Origin of the sequence: Streptomyces sp. NPDC102279, assembly GCF_044766365.1 — a bacterium.
Taxonomy (GTDB): domain Bacteria; phylum Actinomycetota; class Actinomycetes; order Streptomycetales; family Streptomycetaceae; genus Streptomyces.
In genome coordinates, this window is record NZ_JBIWLU010000020.1 from 49,703 (window position 1) to 62,892 (window position 13,190).

Genomic DNA, 13,190 nt, shown 5'->3' on the forward strand with positions numbered 1-13,190 from the left:
TTCAGTTGGAGAATGGCTGGACGCAGGCCCTGACACTGATGGGTGGCGAATCGAACTCGCTGGCCGTTCTGGTCGTCACCGGCAAGTCAGACGACCTCAGGCAGGCCGCCTGAATCTGCTGGATGTTGCCTCGCGCCTCTTCCCCGGTGCCGGAGAACTCGACCTCGTGCACCCCGAGTCCGCGGTGCACTGCCTTGCGAACCTCGCGGAGGAGGTTGCATACCGTCTTGGGCGCCATGCCGAGGGAGAGCTGATCAGCGAGAAGGAGCTTGGTGTCGCGTCCTTCGTCGTTGAGCATGCATACAACGTGCGAGCCTCTGATCGACGGGCTGGTGGGTTACGTGCCGGGTGGCTGGCAGCCGATCGCTCCCCGACCACGTGTCGGCAGTCGAAATCTCTACGCGCCGGGCTTTGACGTTGCAGCCGTCCCAGGACGCCACTGACGCGCTCCAACTGCAGAAGCCGCCCTTCGGTCCGTTGCTGGCGCGCCTCGGGGCTACCGATGACTTGCGCTGCGAAGTCGAGCAGCCGCGGCAAGGAACCTCACTGGCGGTCGACCATCGCTGCCGGCACGTACTCGGGACAACATGCCGGCAGCCATACCGTGCGCCCGGTCGTGCAGGACCGGGGACCGGGGGCCGTCGCACAGCCCATGATCACGTCGTCGTCCGCAACCGGGTTCGTACCAGTCCTGAGCGTCAGCTCAAGAAGGACGGGTGCGCCCGGGCCGCCGGGAGGCGTTCCTCAAGGGCGCCCATGCAGGTGCCTACCGGCGTGCGAACTGCCTCCACGATGCATGCGTCTGCCATGAGTTCTTCTTCTCTCTCGTGCCGGCTTCGTCGTCGGCATTCGACATCCATGTCAGTTTTGACTGAGGCCGAACTTACGCGCAGTCGGGACGGCACACAAGAGGGGAGCAGGCCTCTAAACGGGGGGCGCGGACCGCGCCCGACGCCGAGGTCGAGCGGGACCCGACAGCGCTCCGGAAGCCCTCGGCGTACGGCGTCACCTCGGGGCAGGTCCCAGAACCGGGCCTTTCGCGCGTGGAGCCCATCGACGGCCGCGGCCTCAAGGCCTTCCACTGACCGCCTGAACTGCGGACGGCGCCCCCTGCGCAGAACCCCCGACCGCTCATCGGGGGCATAGAAGGCGCACCGAAGCCCGAAAGGACACAGCCGCGTCCTCGCGTCTAGGCACACCAACCGTCCAGGGCACTCGACTCTTCTCGCTGCCGCGGCGGAGGCGTCACCCGGACCCGCCAAGGGGAGGGGAAGGGAAGGCGGCGAAACCCACTACTGGCAACCCACCACCACCGACGTCATCGGATGCCAGGTCCACCTGCTCGCGGGGCCGGAGGACGCTTCACCGAACGAGGGGCATCTGATGTGGCCCCGGAGTCACGCCACGTCCCCATAACTCCCTTGGCTCCCAGGGTCTGCGCGGGGCGGGTCGCTGTGTCCTGGAGAGCCGTCGAACGCGTCTCGGTGTGATCAGCGGCCATGACTTTCCATCTCGCTCGCCGTAGTCTTTGCACCCAGCCTTAACGGCGCTTCGACTTACGGTCGCCCTATGGCAGCCAAACTCTGCCGCGACCTTCCGGGAGAAGCGGAAGGCACGACGAGAAGGCCACCGACCCCCCGACCGGACGTCGAAGCGGTTCAGCACTCCGGCGCTTCGCGTGGCAACGCTCTCCATAATTCGACGAGCATGTCGAATCTGGTACAGTTGTGCCTTTATGGGCGTATAAGAGAAGGCAGGACGCCATGGCTGCTCAGAGCTCGCAGGATCCCTCCCCAGACACAGGTACCGGAGCCAAGCGGCGGGCGCAGTACAGCCAAGGAGCGTCGGAAAAGGGAAAGCGCACCCGAGCCCTTCTGCTGGCTGCGGCCCGTTCAGTCTTCGAACGAGACGGCTATGTCGAAGCCCGTGTGGCTGACATCGTCTCTGCGGCGGGCGTCTCCCATGGCACCTTCTACACCTATTTCGAGTCAAAGCTGGAAATCTTCAGGGCATTGATCGCTGAGGTCAACGCCGAGTTGATGGAGGTCATCACAGCACCCGTCGTCAGTGATGACAGTGTTCACCACGGAATTGCAGAACGCCTTCGTGCCAGCAATGAGGCCTATCTTGACGTATACCGCAAGAACGCGGCGCTCATGATGCTGAATGAACAGCAGGCCAGCATCGATCCCGAGGTACGGAAATACCGGATCGAGGCACGCCGCGTGCAGGTGAACCGCGTCACCGAGAGTCTGCGAAAGATGCAGCGGATGGGACTGGCCCGACGCGATCTTGACTGCCGGACTGCGGCTGCGGCGCTCGTGGGCATGGTGGGCAACTTCGCCTACTACTGGTACGCCCTCGGCGAGCCGTTCGATGAAGAGCTGGCGCGTACCACGCTCACGGACTTGTGGTTGGGGGCGATCGGGTATCCCCAGGCCGACGCCTGAGGGATCGCGAGCGTTGCCAGAGGCGGGTGAGGTCTTCCTGAAACAGGGGCGAGCCTTGGTGGCGTCGACGGTGGCGCAGCCCTCAGGACTTGACGAACACGAAGGAGCGACCACATCTCCTGCTCGATCGGTGCGGCTCGTCCTGCCCGGCGAGGCGGAGGAGAAGCTCCGATAGATCGTCAAGTGGCCTGTGGGAGCGATCGGGTGGTGTGCATCATGTGGAGGTGCCGGTAGATCTCGCGAACGACGAACCGTTTCAAGCAGCGCATGATGTCCTTCTTGACCATGCCCTCTGCGGTGCGTCGGGCGACGTAGTCCCGGGTGCGCTGACCGCATTTCATGCGGACCGGGACGATAGAGTGCAAGGCGTTGTCGGCCGCGCGGTCACCGCCGCGGTTGAGCCGGTGGCGCTTGGTGCGGCCTGAACTTGCGGGGACGGGGGCCGCTCCGTAGAGGTGTGCGAAGGCTGCTTCGGAGCGGAGCCGGTCGGTCCCAGCACACCCGCTGAATAGACCGTGGATGATGGCAGCGCAGAGCGTCTCAACGGGCGTGTCTAGTGCCCCCACACTCTGTGGCCGTACGTTCTACGGCGGGATCAGCGGCTTCGCGATCTCCCACAGCCCAACCGGAACAGCCCAACTCCACGTGGCCCGCCATAGCGAATCGGCCCTCCACGTTTGTCGGAGGAGGTCGCCACGCCGGAAATCTCCCTGCGCTCCGACCGTGCCTCCCTCCCTACGTCAACCAGCACCTCATCGGACGGCGGCCGGCTCCGCCATCCGACCCGACTTGGATCAGGAAGCGAGACAACCATGAAGGCACTGCAGTACCGAGCCATCGGGGCGGCACCTGAGGTCGTTACAGTCCCAGACCCCGAGCCGGGTCCGGGGCAGGTCGTGCTGAAGGTGACAGCGGCCGGTGTGTGCCACTCCGACATCGGCATGATGGGTCGACCTGCCGAGGGTTTTCCCTACCCGCTCCCTCTCACCCTCGGGCACGAGGGTGTGGGCACGGTGGCCGCGCTCGGCGCCGGCGTAACCGGGCTTGCGGAGGGTGACCCCGTCGCCGTCTACGGACCCTGGGGCTGCGGTGGCTGCGCCAAGTGCGCGGAGGGCAAGGAGAATTATTGCCTGCGCGCGGCTGCGTTGGGCATCCGACCGCCCGGGCTGGGCAGGCCGGGCTCCATGGCGGAGTATCTGCTCATAGACTCGGCCCGACACCTGGTACCGATCGACGGGCTCGACCCGGTCGCTACCGTGCCGCTGACGGACGCCGGCCTGACTCCGTACCACGCGATCAAGCGTTCCCTGCCGAAACTGGTGCCGGGCTCCACAGCGGTGGTCATCGGCGCCGGCGGCCTGGGGCATGTCGCCATCCAGTTGCTGCGTGCCATGACCCCGGCTCGAGTGGTCGCCCTCGACGTCAGCGAGGACAAGCTGCGGCTGGCCCGTGAGGTCGGCGCGCACGCGGCGTTTCCCTCGGACGAGCGGGCCGCAGCGGCCGTACGTGAACTCACTGGCGGGCTGGGAGCTGAGGTGGTGTTCGACTTCGTCGGCGTAAAACCCACAGTCCGGACCGCTGCGGCAGTCGTGGCGGTGGAGGGCGACATCGCTCTCGTCGGCCTCGGCGGGGCGGCCGTGGCGGTGGGATTCGGACGCCTGCCATTCGAGGTGTCGGTCACGGCGCCGTACTGGGGCAGCCGCTCCGAACTCACCGAGGTGCTCGCACTGGCCCGCTGCGGCGCGGTGTCGGTGCACACCGAGACGTTCACGTTGGACGAAGCGCCTGTGGCTTACGAGCGCCTGCACCAGGGCCGGATCAAGGGCCGGGCGGTCGTCCTTCCACACGGCTGACAGTGCACAGGGCGCGCGACCGCACGTCGTGCAACTCCCTGCGGAAGACGGGGGTCGCACCCTCAGCGCTGTCCAGGAGCTGAACCTTCCCATTCTCACGGCCACGGGCTGCAAGGCGCCCCCTCCCGGTGGGCCGGCGGCAGATGCGCCGTCCCCGGCGGCTTCGGCCACCGGCGAGGGTTCCAACTGAATCGAGCCTGTCCCTCATCGGCCTACACCGGGCCTGAGACAAAGGTCCTATTTGCAAAAAGGACAGACCATAGACATGCCGCGTCTCCTTACTTAGGCTTCGACGACCAGCCGATGGAGGAAGAAGTGAACGTCCAGGAGTCAGGCAGTCGTGGACCACTCGAGGGCGTCCGTATCCTCGACCTCACTCGCGTCATCATGGGGCCCCTCGCTACACAGGTGTTGGCCGACCAAGGCGCGGACGTGATCCTCGTGGAAGCGGCCGGTGGTGACACGAACCGAGTCATGGGCCCCGGCCCTCACCACGATCTTTCGGGCATCGCACTCAACTTGCTGCGCAACAAGCGCTCGATCGACGTCGACCTCAAGTCCGAGGAGGGTCGAGAAACCATCCGGCAGCTGGTGCGCACTTGCGATGTGGCGGTCTCCACGATGCGCCCCCATGTCCTGGTCCGCCTGGGCCTGGACTACGAGACGCTACGAGAGATCCGACCGGACCTCGTCTACTGCCAGGCCCAGGGCTTTCCGCTCGGCTCGGAGCAGGAGAACGAACCCGCCTACGACGACATCATCCAGGCGGCGACAGGGGTCGCCGACCTCATGGAGCGTGTCTACGGTGAAGCGACCTTGATGCCGACGATCCTGGCCGACAAGGTCTGCGGACTTGTGATGGCGCAGGCCATCGCGGCAGCCTTGTTCGCCCGTGAGCGCACCGGACGGGGACAGCACATCGAGGTTCCCATGGCCCAGACGATGACGGCCTTCATGCTGACCGAGCACGGAGCCGGCGCCATCAGCGAGCCTCACGTCCACGCGCCGGGCAAACCCGCGTCCGGCTATCCCCGCATCCTCTCGCCGGACCGCAAACCCCACCCCACCAGTGACGGCCTCGTCCACATGCTGCCGTACTCGCCCAAGCACTACGCAGCGCTCTTCACGGAGGCAGGCATCGAGGGCGCCGCCGACGACCCGAGGTACGCGGACGCGCGAGCCACGCTGGCCAACTCCGACTCCCTCTACCGAGACGTGCGCCGGATCGCCATGACCCGCACCACCGAAGAGTGGCTGACTTACTGTCAGCGCACGGGCATTCCCGCGACACGCGTGGCCAAGATCGAGGACATGGTCGAAGCACTGCCGTTGGACCACCATCCCGTAGCAGGCGACTATCACATGCTGCCGTCCATGGCGCGCTTCGCGGGTGCCGAAGCAGCAGTCAGGCGTCCGGCGCCGCTCCCGGGACAGGACACGGCCGAGGTACTGGCCGACCTCAAGGAACGGGAGGAGTCCGGTTCCGGAACGGAGTGGGCCTCGTAGGGGATTGCCGCAGCGCGTTCGGCCACCTGTCGAGTCGTCGCACAGCATCTCGCGGGCACCCGCAGTGAGCGCCGTCGAGGATTCGGCGGTGGAGTCCCACGAGGCGATGCAAGGAATCAAGCGCTCTGCTCACGGCACGACCCCGGAGGTCGCCCTGCAGGCGGGGGCCGGCGACGGCGCCACGCTCATGCGAGACCTCACACCTGCGAGCGGAACCGCGCAGTCACTGTCGCAGGGCCATCGGCCTTGACATCTCGGCTTAGCGATCGCCGGGTTGAGTCAATTCGATATAACTATCGCAATATTGCAGGTCCTTGAGACGACGCCGGACACCTGTAGGCGGAACGCTCCGTCGGCGACAAGGTCGGATCGATCGGCTTCCCGGCGCCGCCGAACAGCGTGAGCAGCGGTCTCCTGCTTCTCAAGTGCGGAGACCGATGAGGTTCGCCGGCGCTGTGATGCGGGTGGTCAACAACGCGAAGTGGTTCCCGCAGCATGTCGAGTTGCAGGACGACAGACCCCGTCGACCGCCGGAAGTAACCGTTCTGCGGTCGGGCTTGCCGGAGGGAAATCAATGAAGACTCGTGGTGCCGTCATCCGCCAGGCGCCTGGCACATACGAAATCACCGACCTCCACATCGACGACCCACGCGAAGGAGAACTGCGGGTCCGGATGGTCGCGTCCGGCATGTGTCATTCCGATGACCACGTGGCCACGGGCGACCTGCCGATGGGAACCTACCCGGTCGCGGGTGGCCACGAAGGTGCGGGGATCGTCGACGCCATCGGGCCCGGGACCCCCGGCTTCGCGGTCGGCGACAAGGTGGTGTTCTCCTTCGTGCCCGTCTGCGGTCGCTGCCGCTGGTGCGCCACCGGCCATCAGAATCTGTGCGACCTCGGTGCCACGGTCGGAACCGGCGCACGTCCCACTGATCCGACCAGCTTCCGCATCCATTTGGAGGACGGGAGTCCCGTAGGACAGATGTGCGGCGTGTCCGCGTTCTGCGAGTACACGACGATCTCGGTCTATTCGGCCGTCAAGGTTCCGGACGACACGCCACTGGAGCAGGCATGCCTGCTCGCATGCTGCGTCGGCACAGGATGGGGCGCGGCGGTCTACTCCGGCGGGGTGCGCCCGGGTGACACCGTCGTCGTCGCGGGTGTGGGAGGCGTCGGAGCCAACGCGCTCCAGGGCGCTGCGCATGCTGGAGCCACCCATGTCATCGCGGTCGACCCGGTCGCGCTCAAAAGGGACACCGCGATGTTGTTCGGTGCGACTCATGCGGTCGAGGACCTGAAGCAGGCGCGCCTGCTGGCCAAGAGTCTCACTCATGGCCTGGGCGCGGATGTCACTATCGTGACGATCGGCGTCGTCAAGTCCGAGCACATCCAGCAGGCTTACGCCACGGTGCGCAGACAAGGCACACTCGTGCTCAGCGGTGCGGGCAGCACCCAGGATGTCGGCCTCGCAATCCCGTTCGGAAACTTGATGATGACCGAGAAGACGATCAAGGGCTCACTCTTCGGCTCCATGAACCCCACCGTGGACATTCCTCGCATGCTTGACATGTACCGCCAGGGCCGGCTGAAGCTCGACGAACTCATCACAAGGCGCTACTCCCTGGACGAGATCAATCGCGGATACGCCGACATGCGTGCGGGCAAGATCACCCGTGGTGTCATCTGCTTCTGATGGGTCTTCCAGAAGGCCGTGAAGTAGGGCCTCTCCCCTGTGGCACAGCCCAGCGACATCGATCTTTTCCAGTGCTCGTACCGGCCTCCAGGTCACGGCTGACACGCTCTTTCGCCTTGGGCACATGGTCAGGGCAGCCGGCCGCAAACGAGGCGGACTGCGTGGGCATGCAGGCCTCCGTCCCGCAACGTGCTTGTGAGACTGGCACCCCCCTGAGGGAACCGGACGTTCGTCGGTCTCTCCGAGCAGAGAAAGGCGCCGCACGACTGCGAGGATCGGGTCGACCGTGCGGCGTCACCTGCCTACCCGGTCGGCCGAGCCGGCACTGCGCGGCCGGGTCAACGCATGGTGGAGGGCGGGACCTCGGCGCCCGGATCCCCGAGCAGCTCCACCGGGGCCTGTTCCTCGCCCGCGACTGTCCCAGGGGGGCCCGCCGTCCTCGCGGCAATCAGCTCATCGATTTCACCGTCGGTCAGGCCCATCTCGCGGAGCAAGCCGCGGGTGTCGGCCCCGGGGACGGGCGCGGGTCCGGGGAGGGTCAGCGGAGTTCCTCCGAAACGGGGCGCGGGCGCCGGCTGCAGCAGCCCGCCGTCCTCGATGAAGGTTCCTCTGGCATCGACGTGCGCGTGGTCCTTCACCTCGTGCGGAGCGATCGCCGGACTCACGCAGGCATCCGTGCCGGCGAAGACACCCGCCCATTCGTCGCGGGTCCGCTCGGCGATGCGTTCGGCGAACCGGGCCCGGACGCGAGGCCAGGCGGACCGATCATTCTGGGCGACTTCCCTGAACTCGCCGGCGAGACCCAGGCCGTGGAGCAGTTGGGCATAGAACTGGGGCTCGATCGCGCCGACGGCGAGCCAGCCGCCGTCTGCGGCCCGGTAAACGCCGTAGTACGGCGCGCCTCCGTCGAGCCGGTTCTCTCCGCGTGGCGCCTGCCAGTCACCTCCCGCGCGCATCCCGTGCAGCATGGAGGTCAGCAGCGCGGTGCCGTCGACGACGGCGGCGTCGACCACCTGCCCGGCACCCGTCTCGCGGGCGTGCAGCAGCGCGGCCAGGAGACCGCAGGCGAGCAGCATCCCGCCCCCGCCGAAGTCGCCGAGCATGTTGAGGGGCGGCTTGGGCGCGAGGTCGGGGCCGGCGAGCGGCTCGAGTGCCCCGGCGACGGCGATGTAGTTGATGTCGTGGCCGGCCGTCATGGCGAGTGGTCCGTCCTGTCCCCAGCCGGTCATCCGCCCGTAGACGAGTGCCGGATTGCGGGCGATAAGGACCTCGGGCCCCAAGCCGAGCCGTTCCATGACGCCCGGCCGGAAGCCTTCGATCAGGGCGTCGGCGGTCGAGAGCAGATCGGCCAGGAGGCCGCGCCCGCGCTCCTGCTTGAGGTCGAGGGTGATCGATCGGCGGCCGCGGAAGAGGATCCGGTGCGACCCGAGGTCCTTCCCTCTCGTGGGCCTGTCGACGCGGATGACCTCGGCGCCCAGGTCGGCCAGGAGCATGCCCGCGAAGGGGCCGGGACCGATACCACCGACCTCGATGACACGGATGCCCGTGAGCGGCCCGGTCATCGGGAAACCTGGTTCAGGCGTGTGCCGAGGACCGGCTCCCGCTCGACGCAGGGGCGAAGTTCCTTCCGCAACCGGCCACTTGGAGTCGCACCTGCATCGCGCGCGGTACGCGGCGCGCTGATGACGGGCAGGCGCACCGTCCGCACCGGTGCGGAGACCCTATGTGTCGCCGCAGGGCCGAGCTCCACCGGTTTCCGGTACTCCTCGCCGACGAGCGGCCGCCGAATCGTTTTCTCACACACGAGCATGGCTCCTCCACACGAGGGGTGCGCGCGACGCGTTGCCGCATAAAGGCCGCGTCAGTTCCCATGGGCCTCTTCGTCGAGGAGTTCCTGGCGCAGAGCGGCCCGGCTGAGCTTGCCGGTGGGGGTGCGTAGAAGGGCGCGAAACTCCAGGGAGCGGGGCCGCTTGAACCTGGCCAGCCGGTCCTCGGTGAACCCCATCAGTGCCTGTGCAAGGGAATCCGAGGCGACGGTTCCGTCAACCAGTTGCACCACAGCATGGACCCGGCTGCCGAAGTCGTCGTCCGGCAGGCCGACCACTCCCACGTCGGCGACGGCGGGGTGGGCCAGCAGCGCGGCCTCGATCTCAGCGGGATAGATGTTCACGCCACCGGAAATGATCAGATCGGAGCGCCTGTCAGCGAGGTACACCCAGCCGTCCTCGTCGACATGGCCCATGTCACCGGGTGTGAAGAAGTCGCCTCTGCGCGCGGCCTCGGTCTTCTCCGGGTCCTTGAAGTACTCGAAGCCGCCACCACTGCGCAGGTAGATCGACCCGATGACCCCGGGCGGCACCTCGTTCCCGGAATCGTCCAGGACCTTCACCTCCGCGCCCTCCCAGGCCCGTCCGACGGTTCCGGGGTGCTCCAGCCAGTCGGCCGGCGAAACCGAAGTGCCGCCACCCTCGGTCGAGGAGTAGTACTCCCAGATGATCGGACCCCACCAGCGCAGCATGGCTTGCTTCTCGTGGATGGGACACGGCGCGGCCGCGTGCACCACGTAGTCCAGCGAGGACACGTCGTAGGCGGCGCGGACGTCCTCGGGCAGCGCGAGCAGTCGGTGAAACATGGTCGGCACCATGTGGGTTGAGGTGATGCGGTACCGCTGGATCAGTCGCAGCGTCAGCTCGGGCTGCCACTTGTCCATCAGCACGACAGTGTTCCCGATGTGCAGCGCGTGCAGTGCGTGGCTGTCGGGGGCGGCATGGTAGAGGGGGGCGACGACGAGGTGGGTGCCGTCCCCGGGCGGCCAGCCGCTCTGCCGGGTCACCGTCGGGAGCTGATGGGCCAATACCTTTTCGGGGTTGGCGTCCGGGAGGGGTCTGCGGACCCCTTTGGGCTGCCCGGTGGTGCCCGAGGTGTAGAGCATGCGTCCCCCCGACCGGCGGTGCGCGAGAGCGGCCGGCGAGGCGCCGTCCAGGATGTCGGACAACTCCGTCAGATTCCGGAACCCGGATACGGCGCCCACCGCAAAGCGCCGGTCGGCCGGCAATCCGGCGACGTCGGCCGCCTCACCGGCGACCTCCGTGAACTCGGCACCCGCGATCAGCACCTTCGCATCGCTGTCGCCGAGGATGTAACCGATCTCGGGACTGGTGAGGTGCCGGTTGACCGGCGTGATGTACAGCCCCAGTTGGCTGGTGGCGAGCTGAATGGCGAGGAACTCCGATGTGTTGCCCATCACCAGGGCGACAGTGTCCCCCGTCGTGAGGCCGAGCGACCGCAGGCCGTGGGAGAGGGCATCGCTCCACCTGCGCAGCTCGCCGAAAGTCGTCTCGCGGCCTTCCTGGTCCACCAGGGCGACCCGATCCGGCCGGACCGAGGCGATCTGCCAGAATCCCAGCGCACCGTCGATCCGGAACGGCGCCGTCTCATCGGTCGGCGTCTTGGTCGCTTCCGTCATGGTCATGCCCCCATCGTCGGTAGTCCAGCAGGTCGGTCGGTTCCGTGCCGGCGCGGTTGGGACCACCGACCGGACGTGGGAGGCGGCTGTCCCGCCGGATCGCCTCCCGCGCTCTGTGTTTACGGGGCGGCTACCAGGACCCGGGCCACATCAGAGGTGACCGATCAGATGTCGGTGCGGCACCGACGGCACCCGGTGACCGCCCAGAACGGGCGAGCACCGGTCTCCGGCTGGGCACGGGCTGGACTCGACTCACCTCATGACACAGCAGGGGTGACCGGCACGAGAGCCGCTCCGGCGCCGAGTCACGTTTCCCGCCCGCCCATACCTGCCCTGTCCCCCGGACAGCAGGTCCGGTGTGAGCGTCAGGGCGGGAGAGCCGCGCCGTCAGGCATGGGAGGGGTGTCGATGTACGGACGAGGTGGATACGAGGAGGCTCGTGGGACAGCCGATCTGCCGTTCTCGGCACTCGAGTCGATAACGCGAGGTCCGGGTGACCGGCTGGGCCCACTCGCCGATGGAACCGCTGCCCGCAGCGGGTGTCATGACAGATCGCCTGTCGGGGCGGGCCACTTGGGCATCACGTCGTCGTAGTCGCCGATGCGGGCCACGAACTTCGGTGCCCTCTTCTCGAGGAACGCCGACACGCCCTCCGCGGCGTCTGGTCCTTGTCGCAACCGGAAAATCGCCTTGGAGTCGGCCCGGTGAGCCTCGTAGGGCGTCGACGCGCCCAGCATCGACCACATCATGTGCCTCGCTACGGCAACAGCCGCACCGGAGGCGTTGTCCACGATCTCCCTGGCGATCTTGCGTGCGGTCGGCAGCAGGTCCGCATCCGGCACCACGCGGGAAACGAGCCGTCCGGCCAGCGCCTCGTCCGCCTTGAACACCCGTCCCGTGGCGACCCACTCCATCGCCTGGGACATACCGACGAGACGAGGCAGGAACCAGCTCGACGCGGCCTCCGGCACCAGGCCGCGGCGCGCGAACACGAACCCTAACTTCGCCGACTCCGAGGCCAGCCTGATGTCAGCCGGCAGGGTCATCGTGACCCCGATGCCCACTGCCGGTCCGTTGATCGCGGCGATCACCGGCTTGAGCGACGCGGCGATTCTCAGCGAGGTGTAACCCCCGCTGTCCCGCGGCGCACCGTCGATCATCCCCAAGTCGTGCTGGCGCGTCAGTTCGGCGTTCTGCTCCGCGAAGGTGTCGGCGCTGCCGAGATCCGCGCCGGCGCAGAAGCCTCGTCCGGCCCCCGTCAGGATCACAACCCGCACGTTGTCGTCGGCATCCGCGGTGTCGAAGGCCGCATTGATCTCGCGCCCCATCGCCCGCGTGAACGCATTGAGCCGGTCCGGCCGGTCCAACGTGATCGTCGCGATGCCTTCGCTGACCTCGTATCGAATGTTCTCGTACTCAGACATTTCATTCCTATCGTGCATGGGCTCCGTCCGGGGGCGGACGTTCAGATTGCTACTTCGCGGTGAAGCCGGCGTCGACCACGAACTCCGAGCCTGTGGAGTAGCTGGACTCGTCCGAGGCCAGGTAGAGAACCATATTGGCGATCTCGGACGGCTCAGCGAGCCGACCCAGAGGGAGGTCCTTCACATGCTTCTGTATCGCCGATGCGCTCTGCTCGGTGACGTTGATCAGCGGGGTGTTGGTCGGTCCGGGATGAACGGAGTTGACCCGGATGCCATCACTGGCCAGGGCCAGCGCGGCCGCTTTCGCGAGACCGCGGTTACCGAACTTGGAAGAGGTGTACGCGACCGAGTTCGGACCACCGACGAGGCCCGCCGAGGAGGAGATGTTCACGATGGAACCGCGGCCGGCCCTGCGCATCGACGGGAGAACCGCCTTGATGCCCAGAAAGTTGCCGATGAGGTTGATCTCGATGACCTTACGGAAATCGTCCTCGGTCGTGTCGTCGAGCAAGCGGGAGGGGGCGATCCCCGCGTTGTTGACGAGTACCGCGATCGGGCCGAAGTCCTCCTCGGCCCGGGCGATGACAGCATCCCAGCCATCGGCCTGCGTCACGTCCTGCTGCACGAACCGCGCCGCGTCGCCCAGTTCGGCTGCAAACTTCTCCCCCTCCTCACGACGGATGTCGGTGATGACCACGCGAGCGCCCTCGGCTACGAACCGCCGAGCGCAGGCCGCTCCGATTCCGCTCGCTCCGCCCGTGATGACGGCAACCTTCCCGGAAAGCCTTGACATCAGCT

Annotated in this window: 9 protein-coding genes and 2 pseudogenes; 4 read left to right on the forward strand and 7 right to left on the reverse strand. The window is 67.1% G+C overall.

Features of this window, described 5'->3' with window-relative positions:
- Position 1: 1 nt before the first annotated feature.
- Positions 2–298, reverse strand: coding sequence for a hypothetical protein (locus ACIRQH_RS37935; RefSeq protein WP_404229792.1), 297 nt, complete (start codon positions 296–298; stop codon positions 2–4).
- A gap of 1,465 nt (positions 299–1,763) precedes the next feature.
- Between ACIRQH_RS37935 and ACIRQH_RS37940 the strand changes: the two genes are divergently transcribed.
- Positions 1,764–2,450, forward strand: coding sequence for a TetR/AcrR family transcriptional regulator (locus tag ACIRQH_RS37940; RefSeq protein ID WP_404229794.1), 687 nt, complete (start codon positions 1,764–1,766; stop codon positions 2,448–2,450).
- Between the two features lie 179 nt (positions 2,451–2,629).
- Here ACIRQH_RS37940 and ACIRQH_RS37945 read toward each other — a convergent pair.
- Together ACIRQH_RS37945 and ACIRQH_RS37950 are read right to left on the reverse strand one after the other, a co-directional pair.
- A pseudogene (locus tag ACIRQH_RS37945) lies at positions 2,630–2,938 on the reverse strand (transposase); the annotation flags it as partial.
- Positions 2,939–2,944: 6 nt separating this feature from the next.
- Positions 2,945–3,070 (reverse strand): annotated as a pseudogene (locus ACIRQH_RS37950) (IS5/IS1182 family transposase); the annotation flags it as partial.
- A 192-nt stretch (positions 3,071–3,262) separates the two neighbouring features.
- Here ACIRQH_RS37950 and ACIRQH_RS37955 point away from each other — a divergent pair.
- The 3 genes from ACIRQH_RS37955 to ACIRQH_RS37965 all read left to right on the forward strand — a co-directional run bounded on the left by ACIRQH_RS37955 (position 3,263) and on the right by ACIRQH_RS37965 (position 7,502).
- Positions 3,263–4,303 (forward strand): NAD(P)-dependent alcohol dehydrogenase, encoded by a 1,041-nt coding sequence (locus ACIRQH_RS37955; RefSeq protein WP_404229796.1) that lies wholly within the window; start codon positions 3,263–3,265, stop codon positions 4,301–4,303.
- Between the two features lie 303 nt (positions 4,304–4,606).
- A complete protein-coding gene (locus ACIRQH_RS37960; RefSeq protein ID WP_404229799.1) occupies positions 4,607–5,809 on the forward strand; it encodes a CaiB/BaiF CoA transferase family protein in 1,203 nt (400 codons plus the stop codon).
- 574 nt (positions 5,810–6,383) lie between these two features.
- The gene (locus ACIRQH_RS37965; RefSeq protein WP_404229802.1) at positions 6,384–7,502 is read left to right on the forward strand and encodes an NDMA-dependent alcohol dehydrogenase; all 1,119 of its coding nucleotides are present in this window, start codon (positions 6,384–6,386) and stop codon (positions 7,500–7,502) included.
- 338 nt (positions 7,503–7,840) lie between these two features.
- On the opposite strand, the gene ACIRQH_RS37970 is transcribed toward ACIRQH_RS37965, so the two are convergent.
- From ACIRQH_RS37970 to ACIRQH_RS37985, 4 genes are all read right to left on the reverse strand, one after another.
- Positions 7,841–9,064 carry a CaiB/BaiF CoA transferase family protein gene (locus tag ACIRQH_RS37970; RefSeq protein ID WP_404229805.1) on the reverse strand — a complete coding sequence of 408 codons (1,224 nt, stop codon included), beginning with the start codon at positions 9,062–9,064 and terminating at the stop codon, positions 7,841–7,843.
- Between the two features lie 299 nt (positions 9,065–9,363).
- A complete protein-coding gene (locus tag ACIRQH_RS37975; RefSeq protein WP_404229807.1) occupies positions 9,364–10,974 on the reverse strand; it encodes an AMP-binding protein in 1,611 nt (536 codons plus the stop codon).
- Between the two features lie 536 nt (positions 10,975–11,510).
- Entirely contained in the window at positions 11,511–12,392 is an 882-nt protein-coding gene (locus tag ACIRQH_RS37980; protein ID WP_404229810.1) for an enoyl-CoA hydratase-related protein, read from the reverse strand.
- Between the two features lie 49 nt (positions 12,393–12,441).
- On the reverse strand, positions 12,442–13,185 hold the full coding sequence (locus ACIRQH_RS37985; protein ID WP_404229812.1) for an SDR family NAD(P)-dependent oxidoreductase: 744 nt from the start codon (positions 13,183–13,185) through the stop codon (positions 12,442–12,444).
- Positions 13,186–13,190 lie beyond the last annotated feature (5 nt).